Source organism: Sphingomonas swuensis (assembly GCF_039538045.1).
Lineage (GTDB): Bacteria > Pseudomonadota > Alphaproteobacteria > Sphingomonadales > Sphingomonadaceae > Sphingomicrobium > Sphingomicrobium swuense.
Genome location: NZ_BAABBQ010000001.1, coordinates 1,053,960 through 1,071,473, shown reverse-complemented (window position 1 = coordinate 1,071,473; position 17,514 = coordinate 1,053,960). Strand labels below are relative to the sequence as shown.

Genomic DNA, 17,514 nt, shown 5'->3' with positions numbered 1-17,514 from the left:
GTTGCGCGTCCGCGCCACTCCCCTTAGAGGCCCCTCCAACGCGCCCGTAGCTCAGCTGGATAGAGCATCAGACTACGAATCTGAGGGTCGGACGTTCGAATCGTTCCGGGCGCGCCATTACGCAAAGGGGCTCACCGCAAGGTGGGCCCTTTTCGGTTTTCGGGGACTTCCGCCCGTCCCGCGGAGCCCGGCCCTCGCCACTTCCCGTCGCATCGCTTGCAAGGTAGATTCGCGGGCGAAGAGGAGCCCCGCCATGGCCGACGCCGATCCCGTCACTCTGCCCGCCGCCGAGAGCGCCCGGATGAAGGCGCTGTTCGATGGGCAGCACGCCGCCTCGCGGCGCGAGCCACACGCGACCCTCGACGAGCGCCGTGACCGGCTCGACCGGCTCAAGATCATGGTCAAGGCGCGCGCCGAGGAGTTCGTCACGGCGATCAGCGCCGACTTCGGGACCCGCTCGCGGGTCGAGACCGAGCTGATGGAGCTGGTGCCGACCCTGTCGGCGATCGACCATGCCCGGCGGAGCCTCGCCGGCTGGATGAAGCCCGAGCGCCGCCGCGTCGGGATCAACTTCCAGCCGGGCCGCGCCTTCATCCATTACGAGCCGCTTGGCGTCATCGGCATCATCAGTCCCTGGAACTACCCGCTCAACCTCGCCCTCTCGCCGCTGGTCGATGCGCTTGCGGCGGGCAACCGGGTGCTGTTGAAGCCGTCCGAACTGACCCCGGCGTTCAGCGCGGTGCTGCGCGAGGCGATCTCCGAAGCTTTCGACGACAATGAGGTGGCGGTGGTCACCGGCGGGGTCGAGGTCGGCAAGGCCTTCGCTTCCCTGCCCTTCGACCATCTGCTGTTCACCGGCTCGACCGCGATCGGGCGCGAGGTCTACAAGGCTGCCGCTGCGAACCTCGTGCCCGTGACGCTCGAGCTCGGCGGCAAGTCGCCGGCGATCGTCGCCGACGACTATCCGCTCGAGCGGGCCGCGCGCTCGATCGCCTTCGGCAAGTTCCTCAACGCCGGCCAGACCTGCATCGCGCCCGACTATGTGCTGGTGCCCAAGGCCAAGGCCGAGGCGCTGGCCGACGCGCTGCTCGCCGAGGTCAGGCGCGCCTATCCCGACCCGGCGAGCGACGCCGACTATTCGGGGGTGATCAGCGAGCGGCACCGCCAGCGGCTGACCGACGCGATCGACAAGGCGAAGGCGAGCGGCGCCCGGATCCTCAGCCATGGCGAGAAAGCCGCGACCAAGGCGGGCAAGGTCGCGCCGACCATCGTCCTAGGGCCGACCGAGGAAACGATCCTCGACGCCGAGGAGATCTTCGGTCCCGTGCTGCCGATCGTTCCCTACGAGCGGCTCGACGACGCCATCGCCTTCGTCAACGGCCGCGATCGCCCGCTCGCGCTCTACTGCTTCAGCAAGGACGCGGGGACGCAGGCGCATGTGCTCGGCCGAACGGTGTCGGGCGGCGCGACGGTCAACGGCACCCTGCTCCACATCGCGCAGGAGAGCCTGCCCTTCGGCGGCGTGGGACCGAGCGGGATCGGCGCCTATCACGGGCTCGAGGGCTTCAAGCGCTTCAGCCACGCGCGCGGGGTCTACAAGGCGGGCGGGTTCATCGCCTTCGAGAAGCTCGGGCCGCCCTGGGGCAAGCTCGCGCGGCGAATGGCCGCGGCGATGCTGAAGCGGTGAGCTTCTAGCCGAGCCGCGCCAGTGCCGCCTGGAGCCGCTCGGCCTCGGCGGCGCGGGCATCGTGGTCGGCGCGCGCCTTGGCGACCGCCTCGGGCTTGGCGCGCTCGGCGAAGGCCGGGTTGCCGAGCCGCGCGGCAAGGCTGTCGCGCTCCTTCGCCGCCGCCTCGACCGCCTTGGTCAGCCGCGCCTTCTCGGCGTCGAGATCGATTGCGTCTCCGAGCGGGAAGGCGATGGTCGCCCCGCCCGCCACGATCTGCGCCGAGCCTGCCGGAGCCGCGTCGGCCTCGACCGGTGCCTCGACCTTGGCCATGCGCGCCAGCGTCGCAGCGCCGCGGGTGAGCCGCTCGATCAGCTCGGGGCCACCGCCGATGACGTGCGGCACGAGGCTGGCGGTCCAGGGCACGTTCAATTCGGCGCGGAGCGTGCGGACGCCTGCCACGACCTCGACCAGCCCGTCGATCTCGGCCTTCGCCGTGGCATCGACGCTGGCCTTCGGCTCCGGCCACCTGGCGAGGATCAGGTCGTAGGGCCGCTCGCCCATCGCATGCCACAGCTCCTCGGTGATGAAGGGCATGAAGGGGTGGAGCATGACGAGGATCTGGTCGAACGCCCAGGCCGCGACCGCCTTGGTTTCCTTGTCCCAGGCGCCCTTCACCAGCTCGACATACCAGTCGCAGAAACTGCCCCAGGTGAAGTGGTAGATGGCGTCGGCCATGCCGTCGAAGCGATATTCGGCGAAGGCGCGGTTGAGCTTCGTCAGCGTCTCGACGACCTCGCCGATGATCCAGCGGTTGACCGGCAGGGTGGCGTTCGGCGCTTCGATCGAGGTCGAGGCGCCCACCCCGTTCATCTGCAGGAAGCGAGCGGCGTTCCACAGCTTGGTCGCGAAGTTGCGATAGCCCTCGACGCGCTTTTCATCGAGCTTGATGTCGCGGCCCTGGCTTTCCATCGCCGCCATGGTGAAGCGCAGCGCGTCGGCGCCATATTTGTCGATGAGGCCCAGAGGGTCGACGGTGTTGCCCTTGGACTTCGACATCTTCTGGCCGGCCGAGTCGCGGACGAGGCCATGGAGGTAGAGCGTGCTCCACGGCACCTCGTCCATGAATTCAAGCCCCTGCATCGCCATGCGGGCGTCCCAGAAGAACAGGATGTCGAAGCCCGAGATCAGGACGTCGTTCGGATAGTGACGGGCGACCTCGGCCTCGTTCCCGGGCCAGCCGAGCGTCGCGAAGGGCCACAACGCCGACGAGAACCAGGTGTCGAGGACGTCCTCGTCCTGGCGGAGCGGGCGGTCGTCGCCGGCCTGCGCCTGCGCTTCCTCGAGGGTCATCGCGACGAACGGCTCGCCGGCCTCGTCATACCAGGCCGGGATTCGGTGGCCCCACCAGAGCTGGCGCGACACGCACCAGGGCTGGATGCCTTCGAGCCAGTTGAACCAGGTCTTGGACCAGCTGTCGGGAACGACCTTGATCTCGCCCGCACGGGTCGCGGCAACGACGCGTTCGGCCAAGGGCTTCACGTCGACATACCATTGGTCGGTCAGCCATGGCTCGATCACCACGCCCGAGCGGTCCCCCAGCGGGGTGGCGATGGTGCGGTCCTCGACCTTGACCAGCACGCCGTCGGCCTCGAGCCGCTCGACCACGCGGCGGCGCGCCTCGAACCGCTCAAGCCCGAGCATCTCTTCCGGAATCAGCCCGTCGGCGGTCTGGCAGATGTGGGCCGAGGCATCGAGCATGTTGAGCATGTCGGCGGGCCTGATCCCCGCGCGCTTGCCGACCTCGAAGTCGTTGAAGTCGTGCCCCGGCGTGACCTTGACCGCGCCCGACCCAAGCTCGGGATCGGCATGCTCGTCGGCGACAATCGGGATCAGCCGACCGGTGATCGGAAGCCTGATCTGCTTGCCGACCAGCGCGGCGTAGCGCGCGTCCTCGGGGTGGACCGCGACCGCCATGTCCGCGAGCATCGTCTCGGGCCGGGTGGTGGCGACCTCGATATGGCCGCTACCATCGGCGAGCGGGTAGCGCAGGGTCCAGAACTTGCCGGCCTGCTCGCGGGTCTCGACCTCGAGGTCGGAGATGGCGGTCTGGAACTTGGGGTCCCAGTTCACCAGCCGCTTGTCGCGATAGATGCGGCCGCGCTTGTGGAGCTCGACGAACACGCGGGTGACCGCGGCCGAGAAGCCCTCGTCCATGGTGAAGCGCTCGTTGGCCCAGTCGCACGAGGCGCCCAGCCGGCGGAGCTGGCGGGTGATCTGGCCACCGCTTTCGGCCTTCCACTCCCACACCTTGGCGACGAAATCATCGCGGCTGAAGTCGGTGCGCTTCTGCTGGCGCTCGCCGAGCTGCCGCTCGACCACCATCTGCGTCGCAATCCCGGCATGGTCGGTGCCGACCACCCACAAGGCGTCCTTGCCCTGCATCCGCGCGCGGCGGACGAGCACGTCCTGCAGCGTGTTGTCGAGCGCGTGGCCGATGTGGAGGCTGCCGGTGACGTTGGGCGGCGGCATGACGATGGTGAAGGGCTCGGCGTCCTTCCGCTCGGGGCGGAACTGGCCGGTCGCTTCCCAATGGGCATACCAGCGGGCCTCGATCGGGCCCGGTTCGAAGGTCTTCGGCAGGTCGGTCATGCAGGGGCGGTTAGCCCACCCCTGCTGCACCGCACAACCCGCCTGCTATTGCGCCGGCTGGCTGCCCGTCCAACGACCGACCCAGCGCTCGACCTCGCGATACCACTGGATCGAGTTCTGCGGCTTGAGGACCCAGTGGTTCTCGTCGGGGAACACCACCAGTTTGGAGGGAATGTTGCGCCGCTGGAGCGCGGTGAAGGAGGCAAGCCCCTGCGTATAGGGGATGCGGAAGTCCTTCTCGCCGGTGATCACCAGCATCGGGGTCTTCCACTTGGCGACATGATTGACCGGATTCCAGCGCTCGAACGCGGCCGGATCCTCATAATAGGTCTTGCCGCCATGCTCCCACTCGTCGAACCACAGTTCCTCGGTTTCGTAGGCCATGGCGCGGGCGTCGAACACGCCGTCATGCTGGACGAGGCACTTGAACCGATCGGACCACTGGCCGGCGATCCAGTTCATCATGTAGCCGCCGTAGCTCGCGCCCAAAGCGCAGGCATTGTCGGCCTGGAGCTGGCGGTCGTTGGCGGTGGCGTAGGCGAGGCCGAGCTTGAGGTCCTCGAGCGGCTTGCCGCCCCAGTCGTTGCGGATCGAGTCGGTGAAGGCCTGGCCGTATCCGGTGGAGCCGTGAAAATCGACGCTGACCACGCCCATGCCCGAGCCCAGGGAGGCGAAGGCCCGCGGGTTCCAGCGGTAGGACCAGCCATTGCCGAAGCTGCCCTGCGGCCCGCCGTGGACGACGAAGGCGATCGGCAGCGTCTTGCTGGTGACCGGCTTGACCTTGATCCCCCAGACCTTGTCGCCATTGGCGCCGGCGAAGCTGAAACGCTCGACGGTGATGGGGTCGAGCTCGGCCAGCAGCGCCTTGTTGACCGCGGTGAGCTGCACCGGCCTGGCGCGACCACGGATCAGGTAGAGGTCGTCGGGCGCCTGGATGCTGTTCGAGGTGTAGAGCACCCCGCCGTTCGGCAGCGCATGGACGTTGCCGGCATGGCCCTCGGCAGTGAGGCGGGTGACCTTGCCGCTGCGAACGTCGACCCGGAATACCGGCCCTTCGAGCGTGTCCTCGGCGGTGACGAGGATCGAGCGGCCGTCGGGCGCCCAAGCGATCGAGCCGACCGAGCGGTCCCAGCCCTGCGTCAGCGCGGTCACGCGGCCGCTGGCGAGGTCGCGCAGCTTGAGGACCTGGCGGTCGGCCTCGTAGCCGGCGCGGGCCATCGACACATAAGCGAGCGTGCGCCCATCGGGCGAGACGGTCGGCAGCGTGTCTGTGCCGTCATTGTCGGGCGTGAGGTTGGTCGGCTCGCCCGAGCCGTCGGCGGGTGCCGCGAAGACGTCGAGGTTGGTCGAGGTCGGCTCGATCCGGCCGGCCTCGCGGAGTGCGAAGAAGACCGTGCGGCCGTCCTTCGACCAGTCGATCTCCTCGCCGCCGCCGAACGGCTTGGACGGGGTGTCGCCGACCAGGCTTCCGGTCACCCGCGTGCCGAAGCCCTGCAGCTTCCCGCCCGCGATGTCGAAGGTGTAGATTCGGCTCTTGGTCCCGGGCTCCGACCAGGTGTCCCAGTGACGGACGAACAGCTGGTCGTAGATGCGGGCCGAACCCGGCTCCTTGGCGGCGAAGGTGGTCGCGGCGCAGGCGAGGTCGGGGCAATCGCGCTGGTCGGCCCAGACGAGGACCCGGCGGCCATCGGGGCTGAGCTTGAAGCCAGAGATGTCGGCGCCGAAGTCGCTCATCACCTGCGCGGTGCCGCCGATCGGCATGCGATGGAGCTGGTCACGCTCGCCGACCCCCTTGAGGAAGTAGAGCGCACCGTCGGGCCCGAACACCGCATCATGCGCGCCCTCGGCGCCGGCGACCGGCTGCGGCGCGGCACCGTTACGGGTCAGGTCGAGGCTGTGGAGGACGTTGTTGCGGCGGTTCTTGGCAAGGTCGGTGGTCGACAAGGTGAAGACGGCGGTGCGCCCGTCGGGCGAGACCTCGGGCGCGCCCAAGCGGCGCATCATGTGCATGTCGGTGGCGGTCATCGGCCTGGCGGCGGCGACCGAGGGGGCGAGGACGGCGGCAGCGGCCGCCAGCAGCAGGGTGCGCTTGATCATCGCCGAGGGGTAGCAGCGCGGCGATGAACCGCAAGTGGGTGCAGTGCTAGAGCGGCTGCCCGGTGATCCGCGCGACTTCGCGCTTCACATGCTCGTCGACGATCGCCGGGAGATGCTGGTCGAGCCATTCCTTGAGCACCGGGCGGAGCATGTCGCGGACGACCTGCTCCAGCGGATTGATCGCGGGCGGCGGCGGCGCGGCGGCGGCGGTCGCGGCGAGCGTCTCGAGCCGGGCGCGGGTCGCCGCGGCGGCATCCTCGCTGACCAGCGGCGGACCGAGATCGACCGGCGGGAGCACCAGCTCCTCGACCATCACCTCGTCGAGTTCGAGCACCTCTTCCGCGGCGCTGTCCGTCGCGTCCGCCGGGACGTCGCCATCGAACTCCTCGTCGGACTCGTCGGGCACGACATGGGGGGCCGGAACGGTCACCTGCCCGCTTCCGCGCAGCTCCTTCTCTTCCGCGATCACTTTCTTGATCGAGGCGAGGATGTCTTCCATCGAGGGTTCGCGCGCTGGCATGACGTCAACGCTACCCTCAACGCGGCGGGCTTGCCACCCCTGTCGTCGTCGCCACCGGCTGTTCGGCCGGGGTGACGGTACGGGTCGAGCGCGGCTCATGCTGCCGCTCGCCGGCCCAGTCGTTCCAGCTTCCGTTGACCCGGCGATAATTGCCGGTCGGATCGTAGAGCGGCCCGCCGTCAAGCCCGAGGTCGTCGGCCTCGGCCTGGCCCATCGCATTCAGAAGCTGGAAGCCGGCGACATATTGGTCACGACGCGCGGTCACCAGCTGGACCTGCGCGTTCAGAAGCTCCTGCTCGGCGTTGAGTACGTCGAGCACGGTCCGGGTGCCGACGCTGCGCTCGGCGCGGGCGCCCTCGAGCGCGAGGCTGGCGGCCGAGACCGCGACCTCGTTCGACTGGATGGCGCGCTGGGTGGCGGTGACGCTGGCGAAGGCAGAGCGGGTCGCGGCGACGACCGCGCGCTCGGTTCCGATGGTCTGCTCGAGGAGCTGCCCCTCGATCGCCTGCGCCTGGCGGATCCGCGCCGAGGGAAGACCGCCCTGGTAGATCGGGATGCGGGTGTTGACGCCGATGCTGGTCTGGGTGCCGGCGCGCGGGAAGCCGCCGCTGTCACCGCTGACCGTATTCACATAGTCGCCGCTGACCACGCCCGAGACGGTCGGGAGCCGGTCGGCACGCGCGGTGCGGACGTCGAGCCCGGCCGCCTCGGCCTGGCGGACGACCGCGATGACGTCGGGGTTCTGAACGATGGCGATGCGCACCGCTTCCTCGGCGGTGGCGGGGAGCGGCGGCAAGGGCGGCGGCGGGGCGAGCACGCCCGGCGCCCGGCCGACGATCCGCCGGTAGGTTTCCTCGCTGGTCGCCAGCCGAGCTTCGGCCGTGGCGAGCTGGGCGCGCTGGAGGCTGAGGCGCGATTCGCTCTGCGCGACGTCGGTGCGGGTCACGTCGCCAATCTCGAAGCGGTCGCGGGTCGCCTCGAGGTTGGTGGTGAGCACGCGAATCTGGTTCTGGTTGAGTTCGACGATCGCGCGGTCGCGGATCACGTCCATGTAGGAGGCGACCGCGTCGGTGAAGACGTCACCCTCGACCGCGCGGAGCGTGGCCCGGCCGGCCTCGACCCGGGTGCGCGCCGCGTTGACCGCGTTGCGGACCCGGCCGCCCTGGAAGATCGGAAGGCTGAGGTCGAGCCCGCCCGAGATGGTCGGTCCCTTGCTCCGGCCGGTGTCGAGCACGCCCGAGCGGGTGAGGTCGCGGTTGACCCCGACCACGCCCGAGACCTGCGGCCGGCCGCCGGCACGGGCGATGGCAACGGTCGCGTCGGTCGAGCGGAGGCCTTCACGCTGCGCGTTGAGGGTCGGGTTGCTCTGGTAGGTCGAGACCAGGGCCTCGCGCAGCGTATCCGCCGCGGCCGGGCTGGCCAGCACCAGGGCGGCGATCGCCGTGCAGGCGAGAAGACGTGGCAAGGTCAGATACTCCGGAGCTAGAAGGTGAAGACGCGGGGCCGCGCGAAACCCGGCAGCGGCGCCATGCTGGCATCGGCGAACGACTTGAGCCCGAAGCCGTGGACCGAGCGGGTCCCGGCCATCAGCCGGCCGACGCCCTTGTCGGCCATGCAGACGGCGAGCCGTCCGCCGGTCCGGAGCTGGTCGACCAACGCCTCGGGCAGGTCCTCGATCTGGCCGTCCACCAGGATGATGTCGAACGGCGCCTCGCTAGGCGCGCCCGTCTCTAGCGCTCCCTCGACGACGCTGATGCCATCGACGTTGCGGAGCGCGGCAAGGAGCTCGGGGTCGCTTTCCAGCGCGACCACGGCGAGGCCCATCTCGGCCAGGACGGCAGCGCTGTAACCGCTGCCCGCACCGACCACGAGCGCGCGCTCGCGGGGATGCGGCTCGAGCTCGACCAGCATCCGTCCGGTCGCGGCGGCCGGGCTCAGCCCGCGCCCGGCGCTCAGCGGAACGATCCGGTCGATGTAGGCGATCGCACGCGCCGAGGCGGGAACGAAGTCCTCGCGGGCCACGGTAGCCATCGCGGCGACCACCAGCGGATCGGTCACCGCCGACGGGCGAAGCTGGCTGTCGACCATCGCTCGGCGGGCAGCGGCGAAATCCATTCTCGATCCTTACAATTGGGAGCTGTTTTATTGCACTAAGACAGCTTCGTTTTCAACCGCCCATGTAATGATGCCGGACCCCCACGCCAAGCAAGGACCCGACCGTTCGTCGAGCGGGGCCGCCGCAAGGTCGATCCGAGTGGCCGGCGGCTTGGCAGGCAAAGTGCTTCGGCTCTAAGCCGGGGGAAGTAAGCCATTGTGATGATTGGGCGAGAACTGTTGACTAAGATGTTGTGCGGCGCCGCTTGCGCGCTGGTCCTGCTCGGCACCACCACCCTCGCCAGCGCGGCGCAGCCGGTGCCCGCCCCGTCCGGATCGGCCTGGATGAGCGGGGAAGGACTGCGAGTCGATCCCGAGCTCAGGCTCGGCACGCTGCCCAACGGGATGCGCTTCGTCATTCGCAAGGGGAAGACCCCGCCGGGCCAGGCGTCGCTGCGGCTGCGGATCGACACCGGCTCGCTGAACGAGGCCGAGGACCAGCGCGGGCTCGCCCACTTCCTCGAGCATATGGTGTTGAACGGCACCGAGAACGTGCCCGAAGGCGACTTCGTGAAAAGGCTCGAGCGTCACGGCCTGCGCTTCGGCCCCGATACCAACGCCTCGACCGACTTCAGCCAGACGGTGTTCAAGCTCGACCTTCCGCAGACCGACAAGGAGACGCTCGACGAGGCCTTCTTCCTGCTCCGCGAGATCGCCGGCCGGGCGAAGCTCGATGCCGCCGCGATCGACCGCGAACGTGGCATCGTGCTGTCGGAGGAGCGCACCCGGGCCTCCCCCGCCTTCCGCCAGCTGACCGACGAGCTCGCCTGGCTGTTTCCCGGGCAGCTGCTTCCGAACCGGCTTCCGATCGGCACCACCGAGGTGATCCGGACCGCGCCGCCGCAGCGGATGATCGACTTCTATCGCGCATGGTACCGGCCCGAGCGGGCGACCCTTGTGGTAGTCGGCGACATCGACCCGGGCGAGGTCGAGCGGCGGATCGCCTCGCAGTTCGGCGACTGGCGCGGGGTCGGACCTGCCGGCACCCCAGCCGACGAGGGCCGTCCGCTCACTCGGGCGAGCGCCGCCAGCATCTATGTCGATCCCTCGATCGCCGCGATGGTCCGCCTTGCCTGGGTCCGTCCGGCCGACACAGAGCCCGACAGCGCCGCTCGGCGGGTGCGCGAATTCGACGAGCAGATCGCCACCGCCGTGCTCAACCGGCGGCTCGAGAAGCTCGCCCAGGGCGACGGCGACCCGCCCTTCGTCAGCGCGCGGATGGACGTCTCCGAGTTCGAGAACACAGCCGAGACTAGCGGACTTTCGGCGATCGCCCGCAACGGCCGCTGGCTGAGCGCGCTTCGGACGCTAGAGCAGGAGCAGCGCCGGCTGGTGACCTATGGAGTCACCGCCGACGAGATCGAGCGCGAGACGACCGGGTCGCGCGCCGCGCTCAAGGCCAGCCTTGCGGCTTCGGCGACCCGCTCGAGCCCGGCGCTCGCCGAAAGCGTCGTCGCGGCGATCGACGGCAATAATGTCGCGACCGCCCCGGCCGATCGGCTGGCATTGTTCGAGAGCACGGTGCAGGGGCTGACCCCGCAGCGCGTCAACGCCGCGATCCGTCGGCTGTTCGTCGGCTCGGGCCCGCTCGTCTATCTGACCCTGCCCAAGCCGCTTCCGGGCGGGCGCCCTGCCCTGCTCGCCGCCTACGAGGCCTCGCGCAAGGTGGCGGTCGCCGCCCCGGTCGCTCAGGCGCGGGTCGCCTGGCCCTACGAGAAGTTCGGCACCCCCGGCGCCGTCGTCGAGCGGCGCGAGATCGCCGACATCGGCACCACCCTCGTCCGCTTCGCCAACGGGGTCCGGCTGACCGTCCGACCGAGCCAGACCCGCAAGGAGGAAGTGCTGGTCAACGTCCGCTTCGGCGACGGGCGACTGGCGATGGCGCCCGATCGGGTCAGCCCCGAATGGGCGCTCGGCCCCGGGCTGACCTTCGGTGGCACGACCAGGCTGGATGCCGACCAGATCAATCGCTCTCTCACCGGCAAGCTGGTCGGCGCCAACCTCGGCCTCGACGACGAGCGCTTCGTGCTGTCGGGCGGGACCCGGCCCGAGGATCTGACGACCGAGCTGCAGCTGCTCGCCGCCTACATGACCGATGCCGCATGGCGGCCGCTCGGCTGGGAGCGGCTGAAATCGACCGCAGGCTCGATCCACGACCGGCTGGAAAGCTCGCCGGGCGGCATTCTCCAGCGCGATTCGGGGCTGCTCCTGCGATCGGGTGACAGGCGCTGGGAGCTTCCCAATCGCGCCGCGATGCGCGCCAGCAGCATCGCCGACGGCCGTGCCCTGCTCGAACCGGCGCTGCGCAGCGGGCCGGTCGAGGTCGTCATGGTGGGCGACATCAGCGTCGAGCGGGCGATCGCCGAAGTCGCGGCGACCTTTGGCGCGTTGCCGCCGCGTGCCGCCACCCGCCGAAGCGCCGGGGCGATGCGCTTCCCCGCGGCGAACGCGGCGCCCACCATCCTCTACCACAAGGGCCGCGACGATCAGGCGGTGGGCTTCATCGCCTGGCCGACCACCGGCTATTCGGCCGAGACCCGCCAGCTCGCCCGGACGCTGACCCTGCTGGGATCGGTCTTCCAGTTGCGCCTTACCGACCGGCTGCGCGAGGCCGAGGGGGTGAGCTATTCGCCCGGTGCCGGTCATGCCGCCTCGTCGACCTGGCCGACCTACGGCTATCTCGCTGCGCAGATCGAAGCGCCGCCGGCCAAGCTCGACAGCTTCTTCGCCGAAGCGCAGGAGATTGCCGCCGACCTCGCCGCCAAGCCGGTCGACGAGGACGAGCTCAACCGCGCCCGGCGCCCGACCCTGGCCGCGATCGAGCGGGCGCGCGACGGCAATAGCTTCTGGTTGGGTGCGCTCGCCGACGTCGCCGACAAGCCGCTGCAACTGGAGAGCATCCGCACCCAGCAGAGCGACCTGAAGGCCGTGACACCGGCGCAGATCCAGGCCGCGGCCAAGCGCTTCCTCACTGGCCCGACCGCGTACCGGATCAAGGTCGTCAAGGGTACGCCGGCGCCGACCGGCCGTTCGGACGGCAAGTAAGTGGCGAGAACGATTGACAGGTGGTGAGCGGTTCGGTCTAGGGGCCGGACCGCTTCGAGGCCCGATGGCGGAGTGGTGACGCAGAGGACTGCAAATCCTTGCACGCCGGTTCGATTCCGGCTCGGGCCTCCATTTTCCTGACGAGAGCGTGCCGCGCGGTCGCGGAGCCGGCGCAGCGGCGCGAAGTGCAACACCGCCCCGAAAAGCGACGCGCCTCACGCGTCGCGCGGAACCAATCTTAGTTCGCCCATTTGGGCCCACGGCCAAGGTACGGGGGCGTACCGGATGCGAAGCGCGCTTGGCAAAAGCCGTACTTGTGCAGACACTTGTCGTCACGCGAACAGGAGACGACATGCGCAAGCTCTTCCTTCTGGCCACGGCAAGCCTTGCCGTCGCCGCCCCCGCAAGCGCCCGTGACGGGCAGCCCTACATCGGCATCGAGGGAGGAATCCTCTTCCCCAAGAAGCAGGATGGCAACATCGCCGTCGACTTCACGACGACGCAGACGCCAGCCTCGCCGACCGCGCCGGCCGGCCCGGCCGATTCGAGCTTCGCCAACGCGCTGAACATCGACTATCGGCGCGGTACCGACCTCGACGCGATCCTCGGCTATGACTTCGGGCTGATCCGGCTCGAGGGCGAGCTCGGGTACAAGCGGGCGAAGCTCGACAGCTTCCAGATAAGCGACGGCTTCGTCTCGGGCCTCAACACCGCGCTCAACCGTCCGTCCGCGGTGCCCGACCCCGGTTCGCCCGGCCTGCGTGCGCTGACCGCGTCGGACTTCGACCTCGACGGCCGCGCAACGATCCAGTCGGCAATGCTCAACGCGCTGCTTGATTTCGGCAACGAAGGCGGCCTCTCCTTCTACGCCGGTGGCGGTGCCGGGCGGGCCCGGGTCCGCTTCGCCGGGAGCCGCGACAATGTCTGGGCCTACCAGCTGATCGCCGGCGCGCGTTATGCGGTCAGCGACAATATCGATATCGGCCTCAAATATCGCTACTTCCAGACCCGCAGCCTCGACCTCGTCGATGACAGCGAGGTGGTCATCAACGGCAACGCCAACCGCTTCGTCATCAATCCGTCGACCCCGACGATCGTCGACCAGACCACCAATGCGGCGCTGTTCACCGGCGTCGACGACAAGTTCCGCAGCCACTCGCTGCTGGCCAGCCTGATCTTCAACTTCGGCGGCCGCGAGATGGCCCCGCCGCCACCGCCTCCTCCGCCCCCGCCGCCTCCCCCGCCTCCGCCGCCACCCCCGGCGACCCAGACGTGCCCCGACGGCTCGGTGGTCCTGGCGACGGACGTCTGTCCGGTCCCGCCACCCCCACCGCCACCGCCGCCGCCCGCACCCGTCCGCGGCTGATCTGGCAGCGCGCGACAAGAAGGGGCCGTGCCGATGGCGCGGCCCCTTTTCTCGTGCGGTCCCGGGCTAGAGCCTCAAAGGGACGTCGAGGCCCATCGAAACGGGCTTGTCGAACGCGCCGATCACCGACCGGTAGAAGCCCTCGGAGGCGCCGTAGCGCCCGCCGGCGACGAGCTCGAGGCCGGCCCGGTCGCGCACGATGATCCGCCCGCGATGCCCGCGGACATGCCCGGCGCCTTCCAGCAGATGAAGCGTGTCGGTGACGCTGGCCCGCCGCGTTCCGAGATTGGCGGCGATGCTGTCGTGCTGGACGGCGATCTCGTCGCCGCTCAGCCGGTCGTGTCGAAGCAGCATCCAGCGGGCAAGCCGAAGCTCGAGGCGATGCGACACCGCGGCGCCGATCGTCTCGGCCATCTGCAGTCCGACCGCATTGATGAAGCAGGAAAGCAGCAGGCCGATCGCGGGCCGGGTCGCGGCCACCATGCAGAGGTCGGCCGCGCGAATCCTGAGAACGAAGCCGTCACGGCAGCAAATCGTCGCCTCGAACGGCGACAGGGAGCAGCCGACGAGCGCCGGCCAGCCGACCAGGCCCTCGCACCCGACCAGCGCGACCTCGACCTTGTTGCCCTGCCCGACCGAGACCAGCGGCCCCTGCGGGAAGAAGACGTGGCCGCCGTCATCGCCGACCTCGAGCAACCTCATTCCGCGAGTCACTTCGACGACCTCGAAGTGCGGGCGAAGCGCGCTTTGATCAGGCGCACTCAAGCGGGACAACAGCCCTCTGAAACGCAGCGCCGGCTCGGCATGCGTCGCTTCTTTCGTCCACTGTAGCAGCACGCGACCTCCGCCTGCAGCTACGGAACCAGCGATGGTGCGGATGCCCGGTTGAAGAACTTTTTTTTGCGCGTCCCTGGAACCAAGCTGCGTCGTTCATTTCGCGGCGCAAGCGAAGGTACGGGCGCGTACCGGAGGGCAAACGCCCTTGGCAAACCCCTCAATACTCAGGACATTCGCCGCATTCCCGACAACCCAAGCGGAGGCGTGCAATGGCCGACGACATGATGCTCGAACTACTGGAAGCTCGAGCACAACGGCGAGATGATCGACGTGCCTTCGTGCAATCTCTGGGCGTTTACGCCGCTGGAATTGGCGTCGCCGCTGCGACCATGAGTTCGCGGGCGTTCGCCCAGACGGTGTCCGATGCGGACATCCTCAATTTCGCGCTGAACCTCGAGTATCTCGAGGCGCAATTCTACTCCTACGCGGTGTTTGGGACCGGACTGCCGAACAGCAGCCTGACCGGCACCGGGACGCAGGGCGCCGTCACCGGCGGCCGCCAGGTCAACTTCACCGATCCGCTGGTGGCGCAATATGCCCGCGAGATCGCCCAGGATGAGATCGCCCACGTCAACTTCCTGCGCCGCGCGCTTGGAGCAGCCGCGGTGGCGCAGCCGGCGATCGACATCGGCACCGATCCCAATGGCGCCTTCTCGACCGCTGCCCGCGCGGCCGGTCTGATCGGCGCGGGGCAGAGCTTCGACCCCTACGCCAGCGACGAGAACTTCCTCCTCGGCGCCTTCATCTTCGAGGACGTCGGGGTGACCGCCTACAAGGGTGCCGCTCCGCTGCTCGCCAACAAGACCTTCACCGAGGCCGCCGCAGGCATCCTCGCGGTCGAGGCCTATCATGCGGCGATCGTCCGCACGACGCTGTTCCGCAAGGGCATCGCGACCCCGTCGCTGATCGATGCCACCGAGCGGATCTCGGCGGCACGGGACTCGCTCGATAATCCGATGGACATGGATCAGGGCATCGCCCCGATCGGCAACGCCAGCAACATCGTTCCGACCGACCAGAACGCCCTGGTGTTCGGCCGTACCACGGGTGACGTGCTCAACATCGTCTACCTCAACCCGGGCGCGGTCCCGCGCGGCGGCTTTTTCCCCAACGGGGTCAATGGCGCCATCACCGTCAGCAGCGCCGGCTAAGAACTCCAGACAGGAAAGCGGTCTCATGAACCAGCATGATCTCATTGCCGAAGTGTGTGAGCGCCAGGCGGCTCGCCGTGAACAGCGCCGAGCCTTTCTGAAGTTCGCCGGCATTTCGGCAGCCGTGGCCGGAGCGACGGCGCTCGGCGCCTGCGACCCGGGCGGAAGCGGCGACGGGCTTAGCGTCAATCCCGGCACCAACACGCCGCCGCCGGCCACCGGATTGTCGGATGGCGATATCCTCAACTTCGCGCTCAACCTCGAATATCTCGAGGCGCAATTCTACAGCTTCGCGGCGACCGGCGCGGGCCTCCCGGCCAACCTCCTGACCGGGACGGGCACGCAGGGTCCGGTGACCGGCGGTCGGGCGGTGGCCTTCACCGATCCCGTCGTCCGTCAGTATGCCAACGAGATCGCGCTCGACGAGCGTCAGCACGTCATCTTCCTTCGCACTGCGCTCGGAAGTGCAGCGGTGGCCCAGCCAGCGATCGACATCAGCGCGACTCCGACCGGACCCTTCTCCCAGGCAGCGGTCGCGGCCGGCCTCATCGCCCAGGGTCAGTCGTTCGATCCCTATGCCAGCGACGAGAACTTCCTGCTCGGTGCCTACATCTTCGAGGACGTCGGGGTCACCGCCTACAAGGGTGCTTCTCCGCTGCTCAAGAGCGAGGTCTTCCTGTCGGCCGCGGCGGGCATCCTCGGTGCCGAGGCCTACCACGCCGGGCTCGTCCGGACCGTGCTTTATGCTAAGGGCGTCGCCCTTCCCTCGCTCATCGACGCGACCGAGCGCATCTCCAATGCCCGCGACGCGCTCGACAATCCGATCGACGACGACCAGGGCGTTCGCGGCACCAATGGTGCATCGAACATCGTCCCGGCCGACGCCGACGCGATCGCCTACAGCCGCACTCCGGGCGATGTCCTCAACATCGTCTATCTGAACGCGGGCGCGGTGCCGCGCGGCGGATTCTTCCCCAATGGCGTCAACGGCTCGCTCAACACGAGTTCGGCCGGCTGACCTATCGAACGCCAACACGCCACCTTCGGCACGAAACGGAGGGCATGATGCACAGGTCGAGAACGGCACGGGACCACCCGACAAGTGGTGCCAGGCGATGGAAAATCGCCGCCGCTCTCGCCTGTCTGTCGCTTGCCGCGACGCAGCCCGCGAGGGCCGACGTCATCGAGCTTGCCGCCGACGGAACGGTGCTGACCAAGGCCGCCGATCGGCCCGGCCAGGCGCTTGCCGCGGCGCTTCCCGAATTGGCGGGCGAGCTTGAGCTCCCGGCCGAAGCAATCACCCTCACCACCCCGTCCGCCGCTCCCGTGGCCTATGCGGCGCTGGTCGAGCAGGTGGCGGAAACGCACCAGATCAGCCCCGCCCTGCTCGAGGCGGTGGTGTGGCAGGAGAGCCGGTGGCGCCACAATGCCCGCTCGCCGGTCGGCGCGATCGGGCTCGCGCAGCTGATGCCCGGAACCGCTCGCGACCTCGGGGTCAATCCCCTCGACCCGGCCGCCAATCTCGCCGGCGGCGCGCGCTACCTTCGCCAGCAGCTGGACCGCTTCGGCGGCGACGTCGAGCGCGCGCTGGCGGCCTACAATGCCGGGCCCGGACGCGTGCTCCGGGCAAGCGGAATCCCGCGCATCAGGGAAACCCAGAACTACGTGCGGTCGATCGTCGACCGCCTGTCGGGCTCGACGAAATAGCAAGGAAGGGAATGATGAAGAGCACCTCTCCATATGCCGCGATGGTCCTGATGATGGCGGCTTCGCCGGCCTTCGCGCAGACGACCGATCCGCAGGGGTCCGGCCCGATCGTGTCGGCGCTCGCCTGGCTCCAGGGCACGCTGCTCGGCAACGTCGCGACCGCAGTGGCGGTGATCGCGGTCGCCATGGTCGGCTTCATGATGCTCACCGGGCGGATGAACTGGCGCTTCGGTGCGACGGTGATCGTCGGCTGCTTCGTGCTGTTCGGCTCGGCCGCGATCGTTTCGGGGATCCGGGCGACTGCATCGGTAGCGGGATAGC

At 69.1% G+C, this 17,514-nt stretch carries 13 protein-coding genes and 2 tRNA genes; 9 read left to right on the top strand and 6 right to left on the bottom strand.

What is annotated here, in order from left to right; genetic code table 11:
• Positions 1-40 precede the first annotated feature (40 nt).
• Together ABD727_RS05345 and ABD727_RS05340 are read left to right on the top strand one after the other, a co-directional pair.
• Positions 41-117: transfer RNA gene (locus ABD727_RS05345), tRNA-Arg, on the top strand.
• A 136-nt stretch (positions 118-253) separates the two neighbouring features.
• Positions 254-1,687: a coniferyl aldehyde dehydrogenase gene (locus tag ABD727_RS05340; protein WP_344706344.1), complete on the top strand. Its 1,434-nt coding sequence runs from the start codon at positions 254-256 to the stop codon at positions 1,685-1,687.
• Positions 1,688-1,691: 4 nt separating this feature from the next.
• On the opposite strand, the gene ABD727_RS05335 is transcribed toward ABD727_RS05340, so the two are convergent.
• The 5 genes from ABD727_RS05335 to ABD727_RS05315 are packed head-to-tail and all read right to left on the bottom strand — an operon-like array spanning position 1,692 to position 9,048.
• Complete coding sequence (locus ABD727_RS05335; RefSeq protein ID WP_344706343.1) at positions 1,692-4,316, bottom strand: valine--tRNA ligase; 2,625 nt, start codon at positions 4,314-4,316, stop codon at positions 1,692-1,694.
• A 45-nt stretch (positions 4,317-4,361) separates the two neighbouring features.
• Positions 4,362-6,413, bottom strand: a complete 2,052-nt coding sequence (locus ABD727_RS05330) for a dipeptidyl-peptidase 5 (protein WP_344706342.1) — start codon at positions 6,411-6,413, stop codon at positions 4,362-4,364.
• Between the two features lie 46 nt (positions 6,414-6,459).
• The gene (locus ABD727_RS05325; protein WP_344706341.1) at positions 6,460-6,933 is read right to left on the bottom strand and encodes a DUF2497 domain-containing protein; all 474 of its coding nucleotides are present in this window, start codon (positions 6,931-6,933) and stop codon (positions 6,460-6,462) included.
• 16 nt (positions 6,934-6,949) lie between these two features.
• On the bottom strand, positions 6,950-8,398 hold the full coding sequence (locus ABD727_RS05320; protein ID WP_344706340.1) for a TolC family outer membrane protein: 1,449 nt from the start codon (positions 8,396-8,398) through the stop codon (positions 6,950-6,952).
• Positions 8,399-8,415: 17 nt separating this feature from the next.
• Positions 8,416-9,048, bottom strand: a complete 633-nt coding sequence (locus ABD727_RS05315; protein WP_344706339.1) for a protein-L-isoaspartate O-methyltransferase family protein — start codon at positions 9,046-9,048, stop codon at positions 8,416-8,418.
• 228 nt (positions 9,049-9,276) lie between these two features.
• On the opposite strand from ABD727_RS05315, the gene ABD727_RS05310 reads away from it, so the two are divergent.
• The 3 genes from ABD727_RS05310 (at position 9,277) to ABD727_RS05300 (ending at position 13,498) form a co-directional block, all read left to right on the top strand.
• Positions 9,277-12,132: a M16 family metallopeptidase gene (locus tag ABD727_RS05310; RefSeq protein ID WP_344708030.1), complete on the top strand. Its 2,856-nt coding sequence runs from the start codon at positions 9,277-9,279 to the stop codon at positions 12,130-12,132.
• A gap of 58 nt (positions 12,133-12,190) precedes the next feature.
• Positions 12,191-12,264, top strand: a tRNA-Cys gene (locus ABD727_RS05305).
• A gap of 220 nt (positions 12,265-12,484) precedes the next feature.
• Entirely contained in the window at positions 12,485-13,498 is a 1,014-nt protein-coding gene (locus ABD727_RS05300) for an outer membrane beta-barrel protein (RefSeq protein ID WP_344706338.1), read from the top strand.
• Between the two features lie 66 nt (positions 13,499-13,564).
• Here ABD727_RS05300 and ABD727_RS05295 read toward each other — a convergent pair whose 3' ends face one another.
• The gene (locus ABD727_RS05295) at positions 13,565-14,200 is read right to left on the bottom strand and encodes a Crp/Fnr family transcriptional regulator (protein WP_344706337.1); all 636 of its coding nucleotides are present in this window, start codon (positions 14,198-14,200) and stop codon (positions 13,565-13,567) included.
• Between the two features lie 344 nt (positions 14,201-14,544).
• Between ABD727_RS05295 and ABD727_RS05290 the strand changes: the two genes are divergently transcribed.
• From ABD727_RS05290 to ABD727_RS05275, 4 genes are read left to right on the top strand one after another with little or no spacing between them, the layout of a single operon-like run.
• Complete coding sequence (locus tag ABD727_RS05290; protein ID WP_344706336.1) at positions 14,545-15,486, top strand: ferritin-like domain-containing protein; 942 nt, start codon at positions 14,545-14,547, stop codon at positions 15,484-15,486.
• A gap of 25 nt (positions 15,487-15,511) precedes the next feature.
• Complete coding sequence (locus ABD727_RS05285) at positions 15,512-16,504, top strand: ferritin-like domain-containing protein (protein ID WP_344706335.1); 993 nt, start codon at positions 15,512-15,514, stop codon at positions 16,502-16,504.
• A 47-nt stretch (positions 16,505-16,551) separates the two neighbouring features.
• On the top strand, positions 16,552-17,193 hold the full coding sequence (locus ABD727_RS05280) for a lytic transglycosylase domain-containing protein (protein WP_344706334.1): 642 nt from the start codon (positions 16,552-16,554) through the stop codon (positions 17,191-17,193).
• 14 nt (positions 17,194-17,207) lie between these two features.
• On the top strand, positions 17,208-17,513 hold the full coding sequence (locus ABD727_RS05275) for a TrbC/VirB2 family protein (protein ID WP_344706333.1): 306 nt from the start codon (positions 17,208-17,210) through the stop codon (positions 17,511-17,513).
• Position 17,514: the final 1 nt, after the last annotated feature.